General features: G+C 46.5%; 21 protein-coding genes. 13 read left to right on the top strand and 8 right to left on the bottom strand.

Annotated elements, in window-relative coordinates:
* The first annotated feature begins 25 nt into the window (after positions 1-25).
* Complete coding sequence (locus QUA34_RS14030) at positions 26-1480, top strand: DUF1802 family protein (RefSeq protein ID WP_333387448.1); 1455 nt, start codon at positions 26-28, stop codon at positions 1478-1480.
* Positions 1481-1539: 59 nt separating this feature from the next.
* Here QUA34_RS14030 and QUA34_RS14035 read toward each other — a convergent pair whose 3' ends face one another.
* The 3 genes from QUA34_RS14035 to QUA34_RS14045 form a co-directional block, all read right to left on the bottom strand.
* Positions 1540-2331: a Uma2 family endonuclease gene (locus tag QUA34_RS14035; protein ID WP_333387450.1), complete on the bottom strand. Its 792-nt coding sequence runs from the start codon at positions 2329-2331 to the stop codon at positions 1540-1542.
* Positions 2332-2494: 163 nt separating this feature from the next.
* Entirely contained in the window at positions 2495-5506 is a 3012-nt protein-coding gene (locus QUA34_RS14040; protein ID WP_333387454.1) for an EAL domain-containing protein, read from the bottom strand.
* Positions 5507-5779: 273 nt separating this feature from the next.
* A complete protein-coding gene (locus QUA34_RS14045; RefSeq protein ID WP_333387457.1) occupies positions 5780-6613 on the bottom strand; it encodes a prohibitin family protein in 834 nt (277 codons plus the stop codon).
* A 727-nt stretch (positions 6614-7340) separates the two neighbouring features.
* Between QUA34_RS14045 and nfi the strand changes: the two genes are divergently transcribed.
* The 12 genes from nfi to QUA34_RS14105 all read left to right on the top strand — a co-directional run bounded on the left by nfi (position 7341) and on the right by QUA34_RS14105 (position 20763).
* Positions 7341-7988, top strand: a complete 648-nt coding sequence (gene nfi / locus QUA34_RS14050; RefSeq protein ID WP_333387460.1) for a deoxyribonuclease V — start codon at positions 7341-7343, stop codon at positions 7986-7988.
* 458 nt (positions 7989-8446) lie between these two features.
* Complete coding sequence (locus QUA34_RS14055; protein ID WP_333083789.1) at positions 8447-8677, top strand: KGG domain-containing protein; 231 nt, start codon at positions 8447-8449, stop codon at positions 8675-8677.
* 478 nt (positions 8678-9155) lie between these two features.
* Positions 9156-9683 (top strand): FHA domain-containing protein, encoded by a 528-nt coding sequence (locus QUA34_RS14060; protein ID WP_333387463.1) that lies wholly within the window; start codon positions 9156-9158, stop codon positions 9681-9683.
* Positions 9684-9920: 237 nt separating this feature from the next.
* Positions 9921-11924, top strand: a complete 2004-nt coding sequence (locus QUA34_RS14065; RefSeq protein WP_333387466.1) for an FHA domain-containing protein — start codon at positions 9921-9923, stop codon at positions 11922-11924.
* A gap of 59 nt (positions 11925-11983) precedes the next feature.
* Positions 11984-12412, top strand: a complete 429-nt coding sequence (locus QUA34_RS14070) for a hypothetical protein (RefSeq protein WP_333387469.1) — start codon at positions 11984-11986, stop codon at positions 12410-12412.
* Between the two features lie 126 nt (positions 12413-12538).
* On the top strand, positions 12539-13690 hold the full coding sequence (locus QUA34_RS14075; RefSeq protein WP_333387472.1) for a DNA cytosine methyltransferase: 1152 nt from the start codon (positions 12539-12541) through the stop codon (positions 13688-13690).
* 195 nt (positions 13691-13885) lie between these two features.
* On the top strand, positions 13886-15226 hold the full coding sequence (miaB, locus tag QUA34_RS14080; protein ID WP_333042505.1) for a tRNA (N6-isopentenyl adenosine(37)-C2)-methylthiotransferase MiaB: 1341 nt from the start codon (positions 13886-13888) through the stop codon (positions 15224-15226).
* 193 nt (positions 15227-15419) lie between these two features.
* Complete coding sequence (locus QUA34_RS14085) at positions 15420-16490, top strand: D-alanine--D-alanine ligase family protein (RefSeq protein WP_333387475.1); 1071 nt, start codon at positions 15420-15422, stop codon at positions 16488-16490.
* A 261-nt stretch (positions 16491-16751) separates the two neighbouring features.
* A complete protein-coding gene (locus QUA34_RS14090) occupies positions 16752-17834 on the top strand; it encodes an AI-2E family transporter (protein ID WP_333387478.1) in 1083 nt (360 codons plus the stop codon).
* 271 nt (positions 17835-18105) lie between these two features.
* Positions 18106-18306, top strand: coding sequence for a hypothetical protein (locus tag QUA34_RS14095; protein WP_333387480.1), 201 nt, complete (start codon positions 18106-18108; stop codon positions 18304-18306).
* A gap of 102 nt (positions 18307-18408) precedes the next feature.
* Positions 18409-19647, top strand: coding sequence for an HhoA/HhoB/HtrA family serine endopeptidase (locus tag QUA34_RS14100; protein WP_445242819.1), 1239 nt, complete (start codon positions 18409-18411; stop codon positions 19645-19647).
* Positions 19648-19890: 243 nt separating this feature from the next.
* The gene (locus QUA34_RS14105) at positions 19891-20763 is read left to right on the top strand and encodes an MBL fold metallo-hydrolase (RefSeq protein ID WP_333387486.1); all 873 of its coding nucleotides are present in this window, start codon (positions 19891-19893) and stop codon (positions 20761-20763) included.
* An 11-nt stretch (positions 20764-20774) separates the two neighbouring features.
* Here QUA34_RS14105 and QUA34_RS14110 read toward each other — a convergent pair whose 3' ends face one another.
* From QUA34_RS14110 to hcp, 5 genes are all read right to left on the bottom strand, one after another.
* Positions 20775-21410, bottom strand: a complete 636-nt coding sequence (locus QUA34_RS14110) for a 4Fe-4S single cluster domain-containing protein (RefSeq protein WP_333387489.1) — start codon at positions 21408-21410, stop codon at positions 20775-20777.
* Complete coding sequence (locus QUA34_RS14115) at positions 21407-22222, bottom strand: radical SAM protein (protein WP_333387492.1); 816 nt, start codon at positions 22220-22222, stop codon at positions 21407-21409. Before QUA34_RS14115 ends, QUA34_RS14110 begins: the two co-directional genes overlap by 4 nt.
* A 22-nt stretch (positions 22223-22244) precedes the next feature.
* Positions 22245-23093 (bottom strand): fatty acid desaturase, encoded by an 849-nt coding sequence (locus tag QUA34_RS14120; protein ID WP_333329699.1) that lies wholly within the window; start codon positions 23091-23093, stop codon positions 22245-22247.
* A gap of 200 nt (positions 23094-23293) precedes the next feature.
* Positions 23294-23395: a helix-turn-helix domain-containing protein gene (locus QUA34_RS14125; RefSeq protein ID WP_333329696.1), complete on the bottom strand. Its 102-nt coding sequence runs from the start codon at positions 23393-23395 to the stop codon at positions 23294-23296.
* Positions 23396-23785: 390 nt separating this feature from the next.
* Positions 23786-25435 carry a hydroxylamine reductase gene (gene hcp, locus QUA34_RS14130; protein ID WP_333387496.1) on the bottom strand — a complete coding sequence of 550 codons (1650 nt, stop codon included), beginning with the start codon at positions 25433-25435 and terminating at the stop codon, positions 23786-23788.
* Between the last annotated feature and the right edge of the window lie 68 nt (positions 25436-25503).

Here is a 25503-nt window from a genome sequence, read left to right on the forward strand (position 1 = left end):
ACTTCATATTGGGACAAATACTCTCATGTCGCTAGTCAATATTGACAGGGCTATCCGTTTGCCGGCCCCAGACGTAGAAGCTTTAATCCAAGGGCGAATGATTGCAGCAATAGTTTGGCGAAGCTTTGATGCTGGAGAAAAATATGCCCTCTATCCAGCCGATAATTCTAATATGCCCTTGATGAAACCTAAGCAAATGAGCTTGTTTCCAGAGTCAGGGCAATTAGAACTCCCACTGGTAGTTTCCGATCAAGTTTCGATCAAAGCTTGGGGTAGGTGCGAATTGTGCCAAATGCTCAACGATTCTGAATCATTAGAAGCTTTGTCGCGATTAACCATCTGGACAACAGAGGCATTGCAGCAAATTCTCCAGCAGCGTCCTTTTATTTATTTAGCTTACCTGCGGGTTTATTTGCTACCTCAGCCGCTGGAAATGCCAGTGCATCCCAGCGGCAATTTTGTACCTTTGCCAAAATCCCTAAATGTTACTGATTCAACGCCAGTGTTGAGCGAGTCTATCTTTGCCAAACGCCGTCAAAAGCTGGAAAAACTAGAGCCGCCAGAACATCCAGAATTGGAAGAGTTGCAAAGTGCATTAGTGCATTTATCCACCACCAACCCAAAAGCCAAACAACTAGACGCAGAAATCAAAATATTTCTAGGTTGGAGTAGCGATAAGCCTGTAAAACCAATCAAACGGGATTTAGCTTGGATAAAGACTATAGCAGCTTTGGGAAATCGCACCAAAGAACTAGATAAAGACAAAAGCAACTATCAAGCAGGAACAGACTTTGAAATTGTAGTGCGCGATAGCCTTGAGTTTTTGGGATTTACCATAGATTATGCTCACAAAGGTGGTGCTGGCGGCTTAGATTTATTATGCTCAAAACCTTACCCCTTAGTTGGGGAGTGCAAAGCCGGTAAAAAAATCCCTAACGATACAGCAGTTCAATTGCTGAATTTAGGAACGCTACGGCTCAAAGATAAAGAAACACTCGCAAAAGCAACTAAGTTGATTATTGGCCCTGGCGTTCCAACTCCTCAACTTATGGATGCAGCAAAAGTACACGGTATGGCAATTATGAACCCTGAGACGCTGGAAAAACTGGTTAAACTTCAAAGCAAATATCCTAACTCGGTGGACTTATTTAAACTGAAAAAATACTTAAAACCGGGGCAATCTGATGATGAAGTTGCTAAATATATTGAGCAAGTTGAACAAGAAATTAAAGTGCGATCGCACGTTCTTTCTATTCTGAAAAAGTATCACGAAAATTCTGGTTCTGAACGAGCAAGTGTGGATGCTCTTAGCGGTGCGTATTCAATGTCTAACCCACCCAAGAAGTTGTCCCGCGAAGAGTTGCACCAAATTTTAATAGAACTTTCCTCACCTTTGACCGGTTTCTTAGGGCGAATTAAAGGCGAAGATTTAGGGCGCGATCGCTTTTATTTCCTGCGCGACTTGCTGCTAGATGATTGAGATATATCAAGGGCGATTCCCTACGGGATAGCTTCGCCGCGCGTACTTTATCCAATTTCCTACACAGCATCAGGATCTACGCCCAACTCCCGTAACCTCGCCGCCAACCTTTCAGCGCGTTGATGCTCCTCTTGGGCACGTTGACCCTGCTCTTGGGCGCCTTGACGTTCCATTGCAGCTTCCTGTTCAAGTTGCCGCAATTGAGCGTTTTCTGCCTTAACTAACTCCTCTACCAATGGCGGGTTTAGTATTTCATCCACCGATAAAACCAGATCGGGAAATACTACAGACACTATTTCCTCCCCAGGCAAGAAATCTGTATACGTGTAACCATCTTCACTTTCAATCAATGCAAAAAGCCTGATTTTTTGCTTACCAGCTTTAGGGTCAACTATGCAATATTCCGGCACATTAGCTAATTCGTACTCTCCGCGTTTAATCACGTAATCTTCGCGGCGATTTTCGCTGACTACTTCTACCACTAACAGCGGCTTTTCATCAAATTGTAGGATACCTGCACCGGGTCTAGCAGCAGCTTGTTCCAAAAGACTTTGAGTGCAGACAACTACATCGGGAATCCGAGATTTATCTTCATCGGTTCTCACTCCCAAGCCAGTTTTTACTACTAAGTCTAGATTGTGTTCAGCTAGGTAACGCTGCAATTGGTAAACTAAATATTCGCAAATTTTGATATGTAAAATTGTGACTGTTGGCATCGGGATTAATTTGCCTTTGTACAGTTCATATTTTACATCAGATTCTCCTTGATAAACTCGGTATTCTTCAAAGGTTAATGTCGGCGAAGTATCGAGCTGTTTTTCTGCGACTGCTGGCACAATAGATTGAGACATATATTTTTACCCATCTCTATAGTTTGCTATTATACTCAATTGTAATTTTAACACTCAAGACATCGATTACCAAAAGATCGATCGCCATTATTGACTTTCCAATAAGCACAGGCCGCAAGAGTTTTAATATTTTTCAAAATACAAATTAAATATTTGGTTCAGATCACCATTTGGGCGATCGCCTCAACAAGGCTGTAGCTGCCTCGCTGTCGAGAGGTTTAGAGAAAAAGTACCCCTGACCGTACTCGCAGCCGATCGCCCGCATTTGAGCCAATTGGACGGCGGTTTCGACCCCTTCTGCCACTACCTCCATCCCCAAACTGCGGGCCAGCATGACGATCGCCCGCACGATTTCCAAGTTTTCACCCGTTTCTCCGATGCGACTGACAAAAGAGCGATCGACCTTCAAAATATTAATCGGGAACTTGTGCAAATAACTCAGAGACGAATAACCAGTGCCGAAATCATCAATACACAGCCCGATACCCAAGTCTCTCAACTGCGAAAGCATCGCCGCCGCCGCTTCCCCATCTTCCATCACCACACTCTCAGTAATCTCCAACTTCAAACAGCGAGTGTCAACACCCGTTTCCTGCAAAACTTGTTTAATTTGCTCGATCGACTCCGGTTCCGCAAACTGCCTCCCGGAAAGATTTACTGCTACAGTCAGCGGTGAATTTACCTGTGGGAAATTCAAACTCTGCCACTGAATAATTTGGCGACAGCTTTCGTTCAAAACCCACAAACCCAGAGGCATAATTAACCCTGTTTCCTCCGCCATCGCAATAAATTCCATAGGGGAAACTAAACCCCGTTCTGGGTGCAGCCAGCGCACCAAAGACTCAAATCCGATAACAGAGCCAGTTTTCAAACAAACGATCGGCTGATAATAAACAGTAAAAGGACATTCCAATTTTAAAGTAGGCAATTGCGACTTCGGACGCTCCAATCTGCGATCGATTTCACTCATGGACGAGTTTTCTGCCGTCGTCCCACAGGCGAAATCCACTATCGAATATTTCAAATTTAGTTCTTCAACCGACTCCCGCAAATCGTGTTCCAAGTGCATCAAAGCCACAGCCTGAGTGTGCATCGCACTGGTAAAAACTTCGTAGCGAGCTTTACCGAGAGCTTTTGCCCGGTACATCGCAATATCAGCATCGCGCAAAATATCTCCCGGCCACTGATATTTGTCGGTACTCAAAGCAATGCCAATGCTAGCAGTAATTAAAACTTTATTACCTTCCAAATAAAGCGGTCGTTCGATCGTTTTGAGAATTGCCTTCGCTTGGGCGATCGCCTCATCAACACCGTGAATTTCTTCCAGCAAAATCACAAACTCATCTCCCCCCAGACGAGCCACCGTATCCCCTGGGCGCAAACAAGTCAAGAGACGGCGAGCCACAGCCACCAACAGTCGATCGCCCGTGCGGTGTCCCTGACTGTCATTAATCACCTTAAACCTGTCCAAATCGAGAAACAGCACCGCAAACTGATAGCTGGGATGCCGTTGGGCGCGGGCAAAAGCTTGGCCCAACCTGTCAGTCAACAAAGCACGGTTCGGCAACTCTGTCAGCGCATCGTGCAAAGCATCGTGCAACAGTTGTTCTTCAGCCATCTTGCGCTCAGTCACATCGTGACAGTTGACGACAATTCCCCGCACCGAAGGTTCGTTGATCAAATTCGTCGCCACCGCTTCCAACACGCACCAGGAACCGTCCTTGTGTTTCACTCGGTATTCCGCCATTCCCTGGCTAACTTTCGGCATTTGCATGACACATTTGAACACTTGATCGACAATCAGCAATTCGTCAGGGTGAATCAAGTCAAATATTGATCTGCCGAGGACTTCCGCCGTCGGGTAGCCCAAAATCCGCTCTAGGGAAGGAGAGACATAGCGGCAAAAGCCTTTCTCGTCGAGAATCACAATAATGTCTCTAGCATTTTCTATCAACGATCGAAAGCGCTTCTCGCTTTGCCGCAGCTCTTGTTCCGTGCGCTTCTGGTCGGTAATATCGGTATTCATGTAAATCAGACCGACAATTTTCCCTGTGCGGTCTTTAATAGCATCTGCCCGCAGCAAAACTTGCAAAGTTTCACCGCTTTTAGTGCGGTTGGTAATTTCACCAAACCAAGAATAACCTTGGGCGATCGTGTCGAGTACCTCCCTGGCGACTGCGGGGTCAGCAAAAACTGCCGATATACCTCCGGCTAGTTTACATTCCTCTGCCGTGTCCCATTCAAATAGCTGAGAAAACGCTTGATTGTGATAAATGTGAGTGCCGTTCGCATCGCTGATGCCGATCGCGTCACTCGAACTTTCCACCGCCTTGCGAGTCAGCACCAGAGCTTCTTCTGCCCGCTTGCGCTCGGTAATGTCAATCCCTACCAGACAAGCTGCTTTGCCCTGATCGTACTTTTGAGCCACAATCAAATAGTATTCCTCCGACTGTCCCGCGTCGGTTTGTACCTTAACGTTGAGTTCTTTAACCGCTTCCGTAGCGTCACCGGCAAAAAACTCCACCACAAAAGAGTTAAAATCCGAGCTCGCGCCCAGAAAACCAATATCTTGACCGACAAAAGCCGACGGCCGCAAACCATGCAGTTTCGCTAAGTGCTGGTTAACCCCCAAATAGCGCAAATCCGAGCTAATCCAAGATACTGTTCCCGGAACAGCTTCCAAAATCGTTTGCAGTTGGTCGTTAGCTTGCTGCAATGCTTGCTGCACTTCAGATATGGGTTCCGACAAGTCGGACTGAACTCCTACAAAGTGAGTTAAATGAGCGTTGTCGTCTCGCACCGGAGACAGCGACAATTTGCTCCAAAAAGGACTGCCGTCTTTGCGGTAATTTTTGATTGTTGTCTGGATTTCTCGACCTTGGCGCAAGGCGTCGCGGATCTTAGCTACGGTAGTTCGATCGGTATCCGGGCCTTGCAAAAATCGGCAATTGCGCCCCAAGATTTCACTCGCACCGTAACCTGTCATCCGTTCAAAAGCCGGATTGCAATAAATTATGGGACAGTCGGGTGCATTGGCGTCAGCAATGACAATGCCGCTGCTAGTAGCGGCCAAAGCTCGATCGCGTAGCCACAGGGCTTCTGATGCAGTATGGCGATCGCCGACATCCCCCACTTCACCTAAATTAGAAATTGACTGGTTCTCCCGATCTCCCATCAGCCGAACTTTCAAGCAAACCTTTACAATTTCCGAGTTGTTTCTTACTCTAACGTTTTTCAGGACTCGCGCAACGCAAATTGTATCTCCACATTTAAGTAAGCGGGATTTCACCTTACTTAGTGGTTAGTTGTATTTTGTACCCTTGCTGTTCGGCATTTAAAAAAGCACATCTTCACTTCTGCTGTGACAAACCCTCCATTCTTCTCCCCCTCAGACTCTCTCCCCCTCTCCCCTTCTCCCCGCGCCCTGGCAATCATGATCTGCAGCAGCTTATTTAGCAGGAGTTGCAGCTTGAGAAGTCGGCGGCGCAATATTAATTAATGGCAAAGTTCCGCCTCCTCCCATTACTGTCGGAAACTGGCCGTTCCATTTTTCAATTGCTTGCTGCTGCAAAATTTCGGCTGTTAAAGTTTGCCGCTGCAAGCGTTGAGCTTCAGCTTTACCTTTAGCACGGTTAATTTCAGCTTGAGCATCTTGGGTTGCTTTTTGAACTGTAAATTCTGCTTGTTTAGCTTCTTGTTCGGCTATTTGTTTGGATTCAATGGCTTTGCTAAATTCTGGAGAAAAGCCAAAATTTATTAACGAAACATCTCTGACGATGACGCCGTAAGGTTCCAAACGTTTTTTGAGGCTGTTGTCGATTTCTGTTTTGAGTTCCGTGCGCTTAGTGATAATTTCTTCTGCGGTTTTTTTAGAAGTTGCTGCTTTGAGAACTTCCGAAATTGCCGGACTCAGAATGCTGGTAACAATTTGTTCTTCGTCTCCCACTTGTTGAAAAACTTGATTAACTTTGGCGGGGTCAACATTCCAGTTGACTGCCAAATCTGTAGTAATGCTTTGCAAATCTTTGGATGCTGCATCTGCTTTCAAATCAGTTTTTTGTACGCGCACACTGATAGTTTTTACAGAGGTGACGATCGGTAAAATCGGGTGGATGCCTTCATCTAAAATCACGTCTTGAACTTTCCCGAAGCGCATCATGACGCCCCGTTCTCCTGCGCCGACGAGGGCAAAAGGTCTTAAAATTAAGGCAGCGATGATGAAGACGATGCCACCGACTAAGTAGAGAGCTAGGTTGTACTGAACACTTTGCACGGTTTTCATATGTTGATTCACCTATGTTGTGTTACTTGATGTTAGTTTTATATTCGATATTATCTAAAATTATAACTTCATGTTAATGGTGCAACACCTCATAAATTATTTTATTTTTTTTCATAAAAGTCATATAGTTGTGAGGGTGTGGGAACCTCTTAGCTCGATGAGCGGGTATGAAAAATGGGACTTGTATAGCAATCCTTGCAGGAGTCGTAAATTTTGACCCTACCCCAACCCTCCCCGCGGGTTCGGGGAGGGAGTAAGAAATTCACAAATGATTTAGGATTGCTATAGCTGGGTGAGATTATTGATGAATAAATGTTTCAATTATCTTGACAAAGTGGATTTTTTTAGATAAAGCAGAAGTAGATAGATAGCTCGATCGCTCTTTGACAAGCGATCAAATGGCGATCGGAAAGAGAAAGCTTTCTAGAAAGCGAAAAAATCAGAATTGAACAGCTAATTTTTGGGTAAATTTTAATGGTAAATGGCAGGTGCGTGCCACAAAAACCTTTGCGGGTTGCTGCAAGCCACGAAAGATAGAATTTCACTCTCCGACCTACAGACTCTATTTGTAGAATTGGCATCTGCCCGACTTCCTCAACCCTCCTGAGTAGAAAAAAAGACTCCTTGGGCAAGTTGGGAATTTGTAGCGAAAAACGATAAAAATCTGAGTTTAAAAATGCCCGAAAATAAGTTAAGCTTAGATGAGAACGGTTGAAGAAAAATCAAAATGTTGCAGCGACACCCTTGGCCGCAGACAATTGAAGAGGCGATCGCCATTCAAGAACAGCTTCGGTCAGAGGTAATTACCGAAAATCAACTGGACACAGTTCGGTACGTCGCCGGTGTAGATGTCGGCTACGACAGTGCAAACGACGTATCGCGGGCCGCTGTAACAGTTCTGAGCTTTCCAGACTTGCAATTGCAGCAGCAAGCTGTGGTTCGCAGTCCTACAACTTTTCCTTATATTCCGGGTTTCCTGTCTTTTCGAGAAGTGCCTGCAGTTCTCGAAGCTTTAGAAAATATCAGTTTGAGGCCAGACTTGATATTGTGCGACGGTCAAGGACTAGCCCATCCCCGCAGATTCGGTCTTGCGTGCCATTTGGGGGTGTTGACCGGGATTCCCACGATCGGAGTTGCCAAAAATCGATTTATTGGAGAACATTCAGAAGTCGGACTCGACCGGGGCAGTTGGCAACCCTTGCAGCTAGAGGGATCAACGGTAGGCGCAGCGCTAAGGACGCAAACAGGGGTAAAACCGATGTATGTTTCGATAGGTCATAAGGTAAACTTGATAAGTGCGATCGAGTACGTGCTGCGCTGCGCCCCAAAATATCGCTTACCAGAAACAACTCGATCGGCAGACCAACTAACATAGGGATCAGTGGCAAGCGCGGAATGCCTCAAAAAAAAAGTAAAAAGACCAAAAAAGCATCCGTCTTTGGACTTTTAATTTTTGAGGGGGCGCGGTTAAGTCGAAAAATCCTCTGAGTCTACTGCCAATCAGCTTTCGGTTCCATCCTTCCAGCGAACTAAAGAATGACTATACCTGAGAAAGAGGTATAAAAGTTGGGGGGTTTATAGAATGATTGAAAGACAGTAACCAGCTTAAAAAATTGGCGGCTCTAACTATAGTGCCCGGGCGTGAACTATTTTTAGTTCACATTTGTAAGTTATGAAATATTCATTCTGCGAGTTAAACCAAAAGCTTAGATTCGTCTGATGAGGTTTCATAATTTACCGTCGGATATCTCACCACTGACTGGGAGTAACCACGACAGTGGGAGGCGAAGGCGCGATCGAGCTAAAAAATCAGAAAAAAACAAGGAGACAGTCATGGCTGAGAAAAGCAAACGCGGATTCGCTTCTATGGATGCAGAAAAACAGCGCGCAATTGCTAGCAAAGGCGGAAAAGCTGCACACGAGAAAGGAACTGCACACGAATTCACCTCTGAAGAAGCCAGACAAGCTGGTCAAAAAGGTGGCGAAGCTGTCAGCAGAAATCGTGAACATATGGCTCAAATTGGTCGCGAAGGCGGTCGGAAAAGCCGCAAGAGCGAAGCTTAAGTCTCTCAAGGCTGGCCCTGTAATGAAAGATTGCATAGTTGCAGCGTGAGAGATACCACTAGGACAGTAAACGTTTGAGGAGGGGGGCGATCGAAGTTACCGAGGTAGTTCGATCGCCCAACCTCCAAAAATCGTCACTAGCGCACAACAGCCTCGCCAAGGTGAAAACCCCCCAGGAATTAGTTTTTAGCAATCGCTGGCAAATCTTGAACAGCAATTTTTTAACGAAGCTGCACTGCGGTCAATAATTTTGCGGGAAACAAAAGCTGACAAGCGCCATTAAGTCTCTCAAAAAAAGCCAATAGGAGCACTAAAAGCCCCGAAGTCAGGGCTTTTTTGTATAGGTGCACATCATATTTTTAGAAGTGCGATCGAGTCGGCGTCAATAATTCTAATTAAGTTTTTTGGTGAGGAACTCCGTCCTCAAAATAAATCAGCTAATATTTTTTTATTATATTTTTGAGCAAACTATACAATCATGACAAACCAGCTAACTTTAGCATGGACAGAAGCTGGGGTGCGTCAAACTCGAACAATTCAAAACGGACAGCCGAGCAAAAATCCGGGAACCGTGAGGCTAGGGCGCGATCCGGCGAAGTGCGATCTAGTATTTTCGCATCCCAGCGTATCGGGGCTGCACGTTGAAATATTGTTTAATCAGGAATTGCAGGAGTATGCAGTGCGGAATTTGCGCGAAAGCAATCCGCCCCTGGTAGATGGGAAAATTCTCGCCCAAGGCGAAGCAAAATTGAAATTGGGAAGCCACATCCATTTAGGGCAAGTGCAAATCGAGGTGGTAAATGTCACGGAGGTGCAGGTAGCCGCGCCCCAGACAGTTTTGCTGGGGCCTCCCGCACCTGGTAACTTTCAGCCGACGGGACCTTCAAAATATGGTTTGCAGTGTCCCAAATGCAGCCGAATTGCGCCTTACGCACAGTTGAATGCGGGGTGTCCGTGGTGCGGTACTTCTTTGGCGGCGGCGGCGAGTGTGATGATCTCTCCGTGAAAGTTTGAAAAACTCACATCTTGCACCATTCTCGCTTAACAGGCTTTTCGACCTGTTCCACAAAGAGTGAATTTTCTTGTGGAACAGGCCGAAAAGCCTGTTCATAAAAGGCTAATTGACAATGGTGCCACATATGAGAAAAAGGGAAAATGGGGCTATCCGCTAAACACTCTCAACTTCAAAAATCTTTTTTTTGCAGAAAGCTCAAAGCCGATGGCTGATGTTTAAAAAATAATCATGAATTCTCAACCCTTGCGCCTGCGACTGACTTGGACAGATACACCTACGGGGGATTGTCGATCCCCCATACTCGACTTACCCATCGCTTTGGGACGAATTTTTGAAGCTATGCCCGCCACTATCAACGGGAAACGAGTTTCTCGAATTGCCCTCAGCAGCAGTCAAGTTTCTCGCTTTCATGCAGTGATTGGCAGCGAAGGTAACAGTATTTTACTTACTGACACGGGTAGCCGCAACGGTACTTTTGTTAACGGCATTCGCCAAACCCGGTGCGTGCTGGCAAACGGGGATATGCTGCAAGTTGGGCCCTACGCGATCGGCATTTCTTTTGCTGTTAATTCCCTAGAAACGCCGTCGGTCAATTCTCACATTTTCTTTAACCCGCAGACCAATGGGCCAGACCCCGCGTTGGGGCCGCAAATAATGTCGCAGGTTTCTCAAACAAGTAGTAGGGGAGAATTTCCGCCGATCGCATTTTTGCACGCTTCTCAAGTGTCAATGCGATCGCTCCAATCTATGGGACTCCCTGTGACAGAAGTTGATTGGGCTGCCGTTGGCGGCGGTTTGGGCAGCTTTATTTGGGTGGATTTGCTCAGAATTTGCGGCGTGAAAATCGATCAAATTGCGGTTTTGGGCATGGAAAACCAGCCTTACGCCCGCTATCTGCGTTTGTGCCTGAATTCTCAAATTCCGCTGCGGGAACGCCTACGATCGAATTCTGACTCTTGTCCAGACAACATTTGGGGCTGGCCTCCCTATGCTTTGCGGGAAGCTTGGCAGGAATTGCTCAAAGGGCGTTTGGGGATGTCGTTGAAGTTGATGTGGCAGGTGTTTGCTGAACCGACTTTTGCCGAAACTTATACGCCTCGCGCGGGGAATGTGTTTGATTCTATTGACAGGGAAGTCGATCGAATTGGGTGGAATCAGATGTTTCGCTACGGTAGAGTGCGGGGAATTCGCAAAACAGATGACGGCAGGTACGCGATCGCTTATTCTCGATCGAATGCGGATCACCGCGACCACGCTTTTTTAATCGCCCAATACGTACACTTAGCTACCGGCTATCCTGCCATTCAATTTCTGCCGGACTTGCAAGCTTATCGCGAAAAAACCCAGGATTTTGACTCGGTTGTCAACGCTTACGAAAAGCACGACGGCGTTTACGAAAAATTGGAGGCCAGTGGCGGCAGCGTGTTAATTAGAGGCCGGGGAATTGTGGCTTCGCGGGTGGTGCAGCGAATTTACGAAGCGCGACAGCGGAACCGCAATATTCAAGTATTGCATTTGATGCGATCGCCCAAACCTCAAGGAAACAAATTTAAACTCGCTCAGCGAAGAGTGGAAAATCACTACGAATTTCAACCTTTCAACTGGCCAAAAGCTTGCTGGGGCGGGGAACTGCGAGTAATTTTGGAAAAAGCCGCCCCCGAATTTCGCCCGCAGTTGCTCACAGACTGGGGCGGAACTACTACAGCCCAGCGCAGCGACTGGCGGCGGATTGTCAAAGAAGGTTTAAGTCAAGGATGGTATCAAATTACCTTCGGTGAAGTCGAGCGAGTCGAGCGCGACAGTCAAAACCGCACGGTGACGTACATTCAGGAGAAGGAACTTAAAGGGCAAATTAAGTTAGAAGCTGATTTTATTATTGATGCTACGGGTTTGGACGCTAAGGTAAAAACCAGTCCCCTGTTAAACGATTTGGTAGCTCAATATAATCTTCCCCTCAACGGTTTGGGCCGGCTGAGTGTTAACAACGATTTTGAAGTGCCCGAATTGCGGAATTCTTCTGCTAGCAATACAGAAGGCCGGGTATACGCAGCCGGCGCAATTACTTTGGGAGGGCCTTACGCGCCCGTAGACAGTTTTCTGGGCTTGCAATACGCCGCCTTGCGATCGGTTGAAAGTCTGGCCGCCAACCGAGTTGCAGGTGTGCGGAAATTGAGCGTTTGGCGATCGTTCGTGCAGTGGTTGAAATGGATTTTAAATAAATCTCCAGATTGATTAGAAACAAAACCGTTTCGCATTCAATCTAAAATCCAAAATCTAAAATCCAAAATCGAATGACTCCCACCTTATTTGGCCGATGGCAAACTCGAATATTATTATTTGCGACTGTAGGGGTTTTAGTAACACTGCCATTTTTTCTAGGTTTAATCGCTGGTAAATCAGGCTCGCTCTTTTTCTGGATTTTAGGGTATGTAGCGATTTTTGGTATCGGCTGGGATGCCTTATATATCTACATTCAGCAATTCCGATGGGATCGAGATTGGCCAGGCGCATTTCAATTGCTCGCGGGAATTTGGGAAGCACTTTTTGTGCTATTTTTAATCAAAATTATCGGTTTACCGGGGATACCTGCACAAGATTTTGACTTGGGAGCTTTTGCTTTGCATTATAGTTTAGTGTGGCTGGCCATTTATCTGGCATCCCAAACACTGATGCGGATTTTGTTTCCCCACTGGCGTTTCCGTGGCGGCCAATGGTTGTAATAATATTGTGTGATTTTTGTGATGCCTGTAGGGGGGTTTTTACAATCATAATAATCACCTCAAATTAATAATCTCATAAACCCGCCCCGCCCCGGTCAAATACCAATTACCAATTCCCAATTCCCCATGCCCAATTCCCAATTCCCCATCCCCTGTATTTTCTCATTTTTTTCGGGTTCTGGCTTGCTCGATTTGGGCTTTGAGTCGATCGGCTTTAATGTAGCGTATGTCAATGAAATTTTCCCACCTTTCATGCAAGCATACCGCTATTCTCGCCAGTGCCTGAATTTGCCGCTACCAGAATACGGATATTGCGAAGGAGAGGAAGCAGATGTAACTCGACTTGTAGGGGGAGAAGCAGCTTTTCGCCTGCGGGAATTGATGCAAGATGCGCGCAAGCATCACGATATTGTGGGATTTATCGCGGGGCCGCCTTGTCCTGACTTTTCTATTGGTGGCAAAAACCGAGGTGGGGAAGGAGATAAAGGCAAACTTTCCGCTTCATACATTGAATTGATTTGTCAGCAGCAGCCAGATTTCTTTTTATTTGAAAATGTCAAAGGTTTGTGGAGAACCAAAAAACATAAAGCTTTTTATGATGCACTAAAACATCAGTTGGCGGATTCGGGATACGTTTTTGCCGAACGTTTAATTAATGCGATAGAATACGGGGTTCCGCAAGATAGGGATAGAATTATTTTGATTGGACTTAGAAAAAACCTTGTCAAAAATCTGGGCATTTCCCTAGAGGAAAAAAGCCCAATGCTAGCCGAAAGTGTATTTCCTTGGCAAAGTCAGGTATTATATCCCAAATCAGAAATTTTTTCTCATCCTTGGCCTGAGAGAACAGCCTTTGCAGATGATGGTTTCGTGCCTTGTCCTGATGGCATTCCCCAAGCTTTAACGGTAGAATTTTGGTTCCAAAAAAATGACGTTCTCAACCATCCCAATGCCGAACACTATTTCCAACCCAAAGCAGGCCTTAAGCGTTTTGCTTCCGTTGATGAAGGAGATGATTCAAAAAAATCTTTCAAGCGATTGCACCGATGGCGTTATTCGCCAACAGCTTGTTACGGCAATAACGAAGTTCACTTGCACCCTTACAAACTTCGCCGGCTTTCTGTTGCAGAAACACTAGCTATTCAGTCACTGCCAAAAGATTTTGCACTGCCGGCTAAGATGACATTGACTAATATGTTTAAAACTGTTGGCAATGGGGTTCCTTATTTAGCTGCACAAGGTATTGCCAAAACAATTTTACAGTTTTTATCTCACTAAAAAAACCGAAGAGCCCGATACCAGACTTCGCAGATTGTGTGGGTATCTAAAACTATTTGTAGCGATAAGGGGCGCATTGCACACCCTATAATTATTAAAATTCCCAATTACCAGACCTATGTCGTTTAACAGAGAAGTGTTATAATAAACTGTTAAGGTTGAAAACCTATATTTTTTATTTGCCTGCAATTCGCCATGACCGTTAAACCCCGCCGCTATCACATCACTACTTTCGGATGCCAGATGAATAAAGCCGACTCGGAACGGATGGCCGGCATTCTGGAAAATATGGGCTTTGAGTTCTCGGAAGACCCGAACGAAGCTAGCTTGATTCTCTACAATACTTGCACGATTCGCGACAATGCCGAACAAAGAGTTTATTCTAACCTCGGAAGGCAAGCTCATCGCAAACGCCAAGAACCGGGTTTAACTTTAATTGTAGCTGGATGCGTGGCGCAGCAGGAAGGTGAAGCGCTGCTGCGGAGAGTGCCGGAATTAGACTTAGTAATGGGGCCACAACACGCTAACCGACTTGAAGATTTGCTGGAACAAGTTTTTGAGGGCAATCAAGTTGTGGCGACTGAAGCTGTTGAGATTATGGAGGATATTACTAAGCCGCGCCGCGACAGCAAGGTGACTGCTTGGGTGAATGTAATCTACGGCTGCAATGAACGCTGCACTTATTGTGTTGTCCCCAATGTTCGCGGGGTTGAACAGTCGCGAATGCCGGAGGCAATTCGGGCGGAAATGGAGGATTTGGGCCGTCAAGGTTACAAGGAAGTAACTTTGTTGGGGCAAAATATTGATGCTTACGGACGCGATTTGCCGGGGACAAAACCGGACGGCAGCAACCAGCATACTTTGACGGATTTGCTTTATTTTGTGCAGGATGTGCCGGGAGTCGATCGCCTCAGATTTGCTACTAGCCACCCGCGCTATTTTACGGAGAGATTGATTAAGGCTTGTGCTGAATTACCGCAGGTTTGCGAACATTTTCACATTCCTTTTCAGTCGGGAGATAATGATATTTTGAAAGCGATGTCGCGAGGCTATACTCAGGAAAAATATCGCCGGATTATTGATACCATTCGCCGTTATATGCCGGATGCTTCGATTACTGCGGATGCGATTGTCGGTTTTCCTGGGGAGACAGAAGCGCAATTTGAAAAGACTTTGAAGTTAATCGAAGATGTTGGTTTCGATTTGGTGAATACTGCTGCTTATTCGCCGCGCCCTGGGACACCGGCCGCTTTGTGGGAAAATCAGTTGAGTGAGGAGGTGAAAGCCGATCGCCTGCAACGAATCAATCATGTAGTCACAACAACGGCGATGGAACGATCGCAGCGCTATTTCGGACGCACTGAAGAGGTTTTGGTGGAAGTCCAGAATCTCAAAGATTCAACTCAGGTGATGGGACGCACTCGCGGCAATCGTCTCACATTTTTTAAGGGCGATATTGCAGAATTAGCAGGTAAAATTGTGCGGGTTAAAATTACAGATATTCGCGCTTTTAGTTTGACGGGAGAAATGCTGTAAGCTGTTGGGGCATTTAAATTGTATGTCAAGAAATAATCAAACTATGACTGGGGAGTTTCTTCGAGGTCGCCCGCAATATACAATTTAAATTTGCAACAGCTTATGCTTAATTCCTAGTTTCTGTCGCATACTTCCTGTGATAGCTGCGCTAACTGCGTGTATATTTGTCAAAAAGTACCGGGAGTATTAAAAAATGACAACGATGCGGATCGGGCTATTGTTCGGGGGGCGATCGGGCGAACACGAAGTCTCAATTAGTTCGGCGCGGGCGATCGCCCGCGCCCTCGCTGCGGAGGAAAATGCTTCTAAATACGAAGTTCTGCCCTTTTACATCCAAAAAAACGGCCGCTGGCTGTCGGGAACATTACCTGAACAAGTCTTAGCCACAGGAAAACCTCTGGAAATAGAGGAACAAACAGCACAAGACGACTCTCCCGCTGGACAGTTTCCTAATTTTAATGCTGTAGATGTTTGGTTCCCTGTTTTGCACGGGCCAAACGGCGAAGACGGTACGGTGCAAGGATTGCTGAAATTAATGCAAATTCCTTTTGTCGGTTCCGGGGTTTTAGGTTCGGCGCTGGGAATGGATAAAATTGCCATGAAAATGGCTTTTGCTCAGGCTGGTTTGCCGCAGGTAAAATACATCGCTGTCAACCGTTCCGAAATCTGGTCTAATCCTTGCGTTTTCCCCAAACTCTGTGATAAAATTGAAGCAGATTTGGGCTATCCTTGCTTTGTCAAACCGGCGAATTTGGGTTCGTCTGTGGGAATTTCTAAAGCTCGATCGCGCGCTGAATTAGAAGCAGCACTCGACAGCGCCGCCAGCTACGACAGGCGGATAATTGTCGAAGCGGGTGTGGTGGCTAGAGAATTAGAATGTGCAGTTTTGGGTAACGATAATCCCCAAGCTTCAACGGTGGGAGAAATTAGTTTTCAAAGCGATTTCTACGACTACGAAACTAAATATACCCAGGGACAAGCCGACTGCTCAATCCCGGCAAAAGTCAGCGGTGCGATCGTCTCGAAAATCCAAGAAATGGCAGTGCAAGCATTTTTGGCTATAGACGCAGCAGGTTTAGCGCGAGTAGACTTTTTCTACATTGAATCAACCGGAGAAGTTTTGATTAACGAAATCAACACTTTCCCCGGCTTTACAGCTACCAGTATGTATCCGCAGATGTGGGCAGCGGACGGCATTTCTTTCCCTGAATTAGTAGACCGTTTAATTCAATTAGCTCTCGAACGGCACGGGGAAAAAGGTTGAATCGCCAGTTGCAAACTGCTGCCTTGCCAACAGCAAAAAATATTTTTTTCGCAGGTGATATATCCATACCAGCGGAAACGATATAACATGGTTGTGGCAGGCAGTGCCTGCCAGTAACCAAATTTCCGCTGCGGGTCGATCAACTGGGAATTTTCAGCGGTCGGGTATAAATAAATGCACTATAAAATGGTTAACGGAGAACGGCAAATAGCAGTGTCAATCTCACATCTTGCATCTCAAATTTTAACTCGGTTAACTTAGATGAGACGTTTCACTCAACTGCCGCAGTGGTGGACTTACGGACTGGTATTTCCCCTAGCGGTACTCAACTGCTGGTTAGCCCTCCTAGTCTTTGAATATTTTCGCGCGCTGATTACTGTTTTGGTAGTGGCTACAGTGCTGTCTTTTTTGCTAGATTATCCAGTGCGCTTTCTGCACAGATACGGCTTGAAGCGCGATCGAGCAGTTTTGTCGGTATTATTTTTGACTTTACTGGTATTGGTAGTTTTAGGTGTAACTCTGGCCCCGATTCTGCTAAACCAAATCACTGAACTCGCCACCAGACTGCCGACTTGGATAGTTTCTGGCACAGAACAGATTGAAGCATTCCACAATTGGGCAGAAAATCGCAATCTCCGCATTGATGTCAGCGGTTTGACTACCCAATTGAGCGATCGACTTTCATCTCAATTGCAGTCTCTCACTGGCGAAATTCTCAAATTTGGCTTGGGTGCTGCAGACAGCCTGTTGAATTTCCTCCTCACAATAGTCGTGACATTTTACTTGCTCTTGCACGGCGATCGCGTATGGGAAGGATTGTTTAAATGGTTTCCCTCCAAGCAGAGCCTTCAATTGCGAGAGTTGCTAGCGCGAAGCTTCCACAACTACTTCGTCGGCCAAGCAACTTTGGCGGGATTGATGGGATTGTCTATTACTGTTGCTTTTTTAATTTTGCGAGTTCCCTTCGGACTTCTGTTCGGTTTGGGAGTGGGTGCAATGACTATGATTCCCTTCGGGGCACCTTTCAGTATTTCCATTGTCAGTTTGCTGATCACCTTAAACAATTTTTGGCTCGGCATCACAGTTTTAGCTGTCGCTACAGTAATTGAGCAAATAATTGAAAGCGGGGTTGCTCCTCGGTTATTAGGCGGTTTTATCGGCCTCAATCCTGTGTGGATTTTAGTGGCGCTGCTGGTGGGGGTTAAGGTGGCAGGAGTAGCAGGTTTGTTAGTGGCTGTGCCGATGGCTGGTTTTATTAAGAATACTGTTGATGTTTTGGAAATTTCGAGGAACAAGTCGAGGGAAATCGATTCGGTTAGTTCCATTGAACCTATGGAGCAATAATATTGCAAACTCCGTTTTTATCTCAAATTTTAACAGAGTTTGGGTCGGCTATTTTAAGTTGGTTTAGTTGATATTTTAGCTTGAGGGTTTACAGTTTTTTTACTTCCTGCTTTAGGTTTAGGCTTTCCGCCTGCTTTAGCTAATGGCATGGACGCAGGCGGTATTAAAAACCCGGTTTCTACCTTAACGTCGATCGCTCACAACGAATATTTGGCGTAGAAACCTGGGTTTTTGGAGTCCAGGGTTGTTGTTGACTTCGGATATCAATCCTGTGAAATTTTCACGGGAAATGCGGAATATGCGAGCTGGCTACCGTAGTTTATATTATCGCACTCACACAGCAATTCACCAGTGCCGACTCAGCTCGATCGCACTCAAAAGCTGGAATCAACACTTTGCTTACGACTGTCCGGTTTCTACCCCACCTGGTAGGGTAAACCCCACCAGTCAAACAGACATCACAAATGCTTGAATTAAAATTAAAGCTCCTTTACTTCTAACTTAATTACAGTAGGTGCTAAAAATGCAAAACCATAATTATAACTCTCGCTCTAACTGCCATCAAATCAATACTATGTCAACCAAAAATATGCCTGCTACCACTGTGACTTCTCGCCGTTTTGCTTTACCGAAAAAACTGGCTTTTTTATCCCTTATTTTACTCGGCTCCACCGCAACTGTTGGCTGCAACGCCCTAACTTCTCAAGTTCCTGGAAGTTCTAACGCCATTCAAGCTGAACCTTCAAGTACAGCGCCAATCTCAGCATTGCCTGCAAATATACTGCCCTCTCAAGACTCTAATTTTGTTACTAAAGTTGTGCAGGAAGTCGGCCCGGCGGTAGTGCGGATTAATTCTTCTCGCACCGTGACGAACCAAGTTCCAGATGAGATACCTGAGCAATTCCGCCGCTTCTTCGGTTCCGAATCTCCGATTGCACCGGGAAATCGAGTAGAACGGGGTTCTGGTTCGGGTTTTATTTTTGGTTCCGACGGTCGCATTTTGACTAACGCTCACGTCGTTGACCGCGCGGATACGGTGACGGTAAAACTGAAGGATGGCCGCGAATTTGTCGGCAAAGTTTTAGGCGTCGATACAGTTACTGATGTGGCTGTTGTTAAAATTGAAGCTAACAATTTGCCTGTGGTGAGTTTGGGCAAATCTGAAGAATTAGAGCCGGGAGAATGGGCGATCGCGATCGGCAACCCCCTCGGTTTGGACAATACTGTCACTGTGGGCATTATTAGCGCTACAGGCCGTTCTAGCGCCGATGTCGGTGTTCCTGACAAGCGCGTCAGCTTTATTCAAACCGATGCTGCGATCAATCCCGGCAATTCCGGTGGCCCGCTGCTGAATCAGCGCGGTCAAGTTATCGGCATGAATACGGCGATTATTCAAGGCGCTCAAGGATTGGGTTTTGCTATTCCGATCGATCGAGCACAACAAATTGCCGACCAATTAGTAACAACAGGAAAAGCCCAACATCCTTATCTCGGCGTTCGGATGTTGAGCATTACTCCCGAAGTCAAGGCAGAATTCAATAAAAATCCCAACACCAAATTGAGGCTGACTGAAGATAAAGGCGTGTTAGTTTTGGGAGTTGCGAAAAATTCTCCGGCGGCACAAGCTGGAGTTCGCCTTGCCGATGTGATCAAGAAAATCAACGGTACAGAAGTAACTGATGCTGGCAGCGTACAAGAAATTGTGGAGAAAAGTACAGTGGGCAGCGATCTACAGCTTGAATTGAGCCGCGGCGGACAACCTGTTACTGTGGCGGTGAAAGCGGGTGCTTTTCCAGCGGATCAGCAGCAGTAGAATTGTTGATTGAAACTGAGATATTGCACCATTGTCAATAATCCTTTTAGGAACAGGCATCTTGCCTGTTCCACAAGAAAATTAATCTCTTGTGGAACGGGCATCTTGCCCGTTCTTGAGAATGGTGCAAGAAGTGAGTTGTAACCGGATTGTGCTGTGAGACGGGGTTTAATCCCCCGTCGGGATGTCGTAGTAATTATACTAAGTTACCATAATTTATATTGTTTATTAAGAGGTAGAAAAATGGCTAACATTAATCGGAGGCGTAATGAAAATATTAATGGTAACTTTTATGTAGACAGTACCTGCATTGACTGTGATACTTGTCGGTGGATGGCACCTGAAGTATTTGGTCAAGCGGGAGAACAGTCTGCGGTTTACCACCAGCCAACTAATGAAACTGAAGAAATACGATCGCTCGCGGCTCTTTTGTCTTGCCCCACAAGTTCGATCGGCACTGTAGAAAAACCCAAAAGGATCAAAGAAGCCCAGCAACTGTTGCCCGCACTCGTAGCAGAAAATGTCTATCACTGCGGCTACCACTCAGAGAAATCCTACGCCGCAGCCAGCTATTTAATTGTCCGCCCCGAAGGAAACATTTTAGTTGATTCTCCTCGTTTTGTGCCGCCGCTAGTCAAAAACATAGAAGCAATGGGCGGCATTCGCTATATGTACTTGACTCACCGCGATGATGTGGCAGATCATCAACAATACCGCGACCATTTTGGGTGCGATCGCATCATTCATTATGACGAAATTAACGCTGATACTTGCCGTGTAGAAATTCAATTGTCGCCCAGCGAACCGTATCAACTAGCAGACGATTTGTTGATTATATCGGTGCCAGGTCACACGAAAGGTCACACAGTTTTGCTTTACAATAACAAGTTTTTGTTCACCGGCGATCATCTTGCTTGGTCGGAAAGTTTGCAGCAGCTAGTTGGGTTTCACGATGTCTGTTGGTATTCTTGGCCGGAACAAATCAAATCAATGCAGAATTTGGCTAATTACTCGTTTGAATGGGTGTTGCCGGGACACGGCCGCAGGTATAATGCCGATCGACAAACGATGAGCGAGCAAATGCAAAAGTGTATTGCTTGGATGCTTGATGCTTAGTGCGATCGGGTTCATAACTCCGACTCAGCCAGATTCATTTGACCCCGGTAGCCTGTGAAAATCCGACTGCCATCTTTGAGAATATGAATCTCCATCTGATCGCTCGCCCAACTCAGTTGATCCTGAAGCGCAGGATTGAAAAGATGTACCCGTTGGTTGCTGGAAGAAACGAGAGAATCGGGTGAGTTGACTGCCAAAGACTGCACATACGCACCATCGATTAAAATATCGAGTTGTTCGAGCAACTCCTCAACACCGGCGGGCCTCTGTTCCGATCGCAATTGTTCTAACGTGAAGCCAGTAAACGACATGACATTTAATCTCGCTGCTTTCACTTGGCGTGCCAAATCTGCCAAGGCTGGAGCTTGCCAGAAGGGTTCTCCGCCCGAAAACGTGACACCTCGATTGCGAGGATTGCTGAGAATCTGCTGAGCAAGAACATCAACCGCAATTAATTGATTAATCTCAAAGGACCAGGAAGCCGGATTAAAGCAGCCTGGACACTCCCGCAGACATCCTTGCACCCAGATCACGGCTCGACAACCGAGCCCATTCACTTCCGACTCGTCTACATATCCCATGATGTTGAGATAGCCTGGGGGAATTTCTAAAAGCTGAAAATATGGGTTTGTTTTCTGAGGTTTCATAGCTTCTCTGCCTCTGGTTTTAATGATGGGTAACGCACTGGAATTCCTATCACACGTTCAATGCGATTGCCAAAAACCTGTAGCACTTCAGGATGGACTTGCTTCAGTTGCCTTGTCGGATATAAACAGGCATTGGGCGGATCATTCCCTCGTGCTTCTAGCTGATGCGTCAGGGGGCAAAGTCGCGTCGGCGTGTTGAGTTGGATTTCGTCCGGCAGTAATGCTTGCATCCGGCGGATGTACTCTGCCCGATCCTGTTCGTTCCACTCGGTTAGTAGCATCGTCTGAATTGCCAGGTGTCCTGAATAGAGTTGGCGAAATTCGAGGAGACCGGCCCAAATGTCCTGGAGGTGGATGGTTGGCATGGGGCGATTGATGCGACAGAATGATTCAGCAGCAATGGCATCAACTTTGACAGCTACCCAATCGGCGATCGCCAGTTCCTCACACACCGCGCGATCGCCCAGCAAACTGCCGTTGGTCAATACCCCAACGGGCTTCCCGGTCATCTCCTTCGCCATAACCAGAATTTCGCCTAAATTCAGCGCCAGAGTTGGCTCACCGCTACCGCTGAGGGTGATGGTGTTCACATCGCTGACAGGGAAGGATTGCAGATCCTGTTGAATTTTCTGAGTCGGGACAAAAATCTGGCGGTTGCAACTCTGGTACTCAATCTCACCTAACTGGCAATACACACAGTTAAATGAGCAAGTAGAATCAGGCCCGATCGGATCAATTCCTAGCGATCGCCCAAAGCGCCAGGATTGCACGGGGCCGTAAACAGAAGTGAAGGGTTTAGTGACAGTAGACATGGCTTCATGTCGCTCTCCAATTTTATGAAGGTGTACCATTTTGAGCAGGTGGCATCACCACTTTTCGGGCGACACCCAATTTCTTTAACAGCCAAATTGCCCACCAGGTCGGATCGTACTCCCACCAGCGCCAGCCTGCTTTGGCAACGTTAGGATGGGCGTGGTGGTTATTGTGCCAACCTTCGCCATAGGTGAGAATAGCCGCCCACCAAAGATTGCGGGAGTTGTCGTTTGTGTCAAAGGTACGGTATCCCCACAGGTGAGTGACCGAGTTAATAAACCAGGTGCTATGCCAGAGTAAAACGGCTCGGACAAACATACCCCAGATCACAAATGACCATCCCCCCAGTGCATACAGCAGTAGCCCCAAGGGGATTTGCAGCAGCAAAAAGTTTCGATTCAGCCAGCAATAAAATCGATCGCGTGTCAGATCGGGGGCAAACCGCTGGTACTGTTCATAATCAAAGAATTCTGAATGGGGGTAGAAAATCCACAGCATATGGCTCCACCAGAACCCCCGACGGGCTGAGTAAGGATCTTTATCGACATCCTCGGTATAGGCGTGGTGTAGCCGATGACCCGCCACCCAGAAAATTGGCCCTCCTTGCAAAGCAAAAGCACCGATCAGGGCGATCGCATATTCCAGCCCTTTAGGAACCTGAAAACTGCGATGGCTCAATAGGCGGTGATAGCCCAAACAAATGCCAATACTGCCAAATAACCAGTGCAAAAAGAGAGTCATACCCAAGGCAGACCAGGAGAAGCACCAGGGGGCTAAGAGGGCGAGGGCATGAATAGTAGTGAAAAAGAAGACAGCAGTCCAATCCAGCGGAACTCGAGTCGGAGTTGTTGGCAACAGTTTAGCGGTCATTAATTACCTCACAAAACAAAAAGTTTGGGAATAAACATGAGAAAAAGCAATCGCTGTTATAGCAATCCTTGCAGGAGTGGTAAACTTTTTACCCCACCCCAACCCTCCCCGAACCCAAGGGGAGGGAGTAAGAAATTCACAAATGATGCGACGATTGCTATACCAGTCAAATAAATGCGCCCATTTGGTTAAACTGTAAATCAATCCCAATTCCAAGCGTGACGTGCTACTCCACAGTGTTTAGCTAACATTACGTGCTGAGAGTTATTTAGTTTCAATTCGGTTTTGAAGCCGAGTAGCATGGCAATTCTTTAATCCATTCTCTAAATGCTTGTGACCTATTCCCACCTTGGTGGTCGGGGTAGGCTTGAAGTTTGTCTAACTCGGACGCTGGGCGAGCAAAGCTTTAAACCATCAATCTCTCTGGCGTGACATACACTTTTGTCAGATGTGGTCTTCTTGTAGCCGATATTAGACCACATTTAATTACTAAAAACCCTACAGAAGCAGAACTTGCTTTAAAAAGCCTACCCACAATTGAGAAATAATGGGTAGGTTTGTCAAAGAATCAAGTTACAGTTTCTAGCCCTCTGTATAGACGTGGCGAATCACTTCAGCTATTTCCTCAATGGGTGCTTTCTTGCGACAATAACCTTCCGCTTGTACAGTCCACGCATCCAAGAGTATTCCACTCAGCTCAAGCAAGCTGCTAGATCGGCATCAGGGGTGGTAATGGCCTGCAAGTTATATTTTTCCGACAGAAGCTTGAATACATTGGGAGAAATAAACGCCGGCAATGTCGGCCCTAGACGAATGTTTTTAATCCCCAAATGCAAGAGAGTTAGCAAGACGGCTACTGCCTTTTGTTCATACCAGGACAGAATCATGGAAAGGGGTATATCGTTGACACCTACCTCAAAGGCATTGGCTAGGGCTACAGCAATCTGAATCGCGGAGTAGGCATCGTTGCACTGACCAACATCCATCAGGCGGGGTAGTCCGTCAATGTCGCCCATTTGTCGATCGAAGAAGCGAAACTTACCGCAAGCTAGGGTGAGCACGACACAATCATCAGGTACTTTTTCTACGAACTCGGTGTAGTAGTTGCGATCGGGTTTGGCTCCATCACAGCCCCCTACCAGGAAGAAATGGCGGATTTTACGCTGTTTCACAGCCTCAATGATTTTATCTGCCACACCTAGGACTGTATTGTGGGCAAAACCAACTGTGACTTCCCTGGGGGGTGCATCTTCAGTAAAGCCGGGAAGTGCCAGTGCTTTCTCAATAACTGGAGTAAAATCGGGTGTGTCATTGTCGATCGCACTCAAGTTAATCAGACCCGGATAGCCGACGGGGCCAACGCTAAAGAGTTTATCTTCATAATAGGAATGGGTTGGCATTAAGCAGTTGGTCGTAATCACGATCGCACCGGGGAACTTGCCAAAATCCTTGGTTTGGTTCTGCCAAGCAGTGCCGTAGTGACCGTAGAGATGGGGATACTGCTGTTTTAGTTTGGGATAGCCGTGGGCTGGTAGAAGTTCGCCGTGGGTGTAAACAGTAATTCCCGTGTCTGCTGTTTGCTTCAGCAAGCCTTCGAGTTGTTTGATGTCATGTCCTGAAACCAGAATCGCCTTCCCTTGCCGTGGATTGAGGGGAACAGGCGTGGGAATTGGGTGCCCATAGGTACCGGTATGTCCGGCATCCAATAGTTCCATAGAGCGCAGATTAATGGCTCCCACCTCAAGAGCAAGATTCACCCACTCCTGCAAGCTCAAGGTCTGGTTATCGAGGGCGACAAGTGCCTCATAAATGAAACGATACACCCGCTCGTCTTCCTGTCCCACTTCGTAGGCGTGGAAGGTGTAGGAGGCAAGACCCTTAACCCCATATAGCACCGTGAGTTTGAGCGAGAAAATATCCACATTCGAGGCAGACTGACTCATGAACTGGATGGAAATCAGCTCACCCTGCTCAACCAGGCTATCCTCAAAGTTGGGTTCAAAGTCGGAAATTGCAGCCCAGGTAGGTGGAGTGTCTGTTGCTTGCTGCACTTGAGCCTTGAGGTTGGCGCGATGGGCGATCGCTTCCTGGAGATACTCAACAAACCGCTTTTCGGAAAAGTTGACATTCGTCATCGTGGCAAAGATCGCTTCGCAGGTGAAGACATCCACTGCATGAGTATCAAGGCCTAACTCTTTTGCTTTGAGGGCAATCGGAGCCAACCCGCGCAGATAATAAATCAGCAGATCTTGGATAGCATTCACCTGGGGACTTTTCCCACAAGCACCAAACTGATGGCATCCTTGTCCGCTTGCTGTTTGTTCGCATTGTTCACAGAACATTGATTTTTCCTTGTTGAATTGGTTATAATTTACGCAACAACTCGGTTATGAAAGTATTTATCCGTCCC

It is taken from the genome of Microcoleus sp. POL10_C6 (assembly GCF_036701585.1).
Classification (GTDB): Bacteria; Cyanobacteriota; Cyanobacteriia; order Cyanobacteriales; family Microcoleaceae; genus Microcoleus.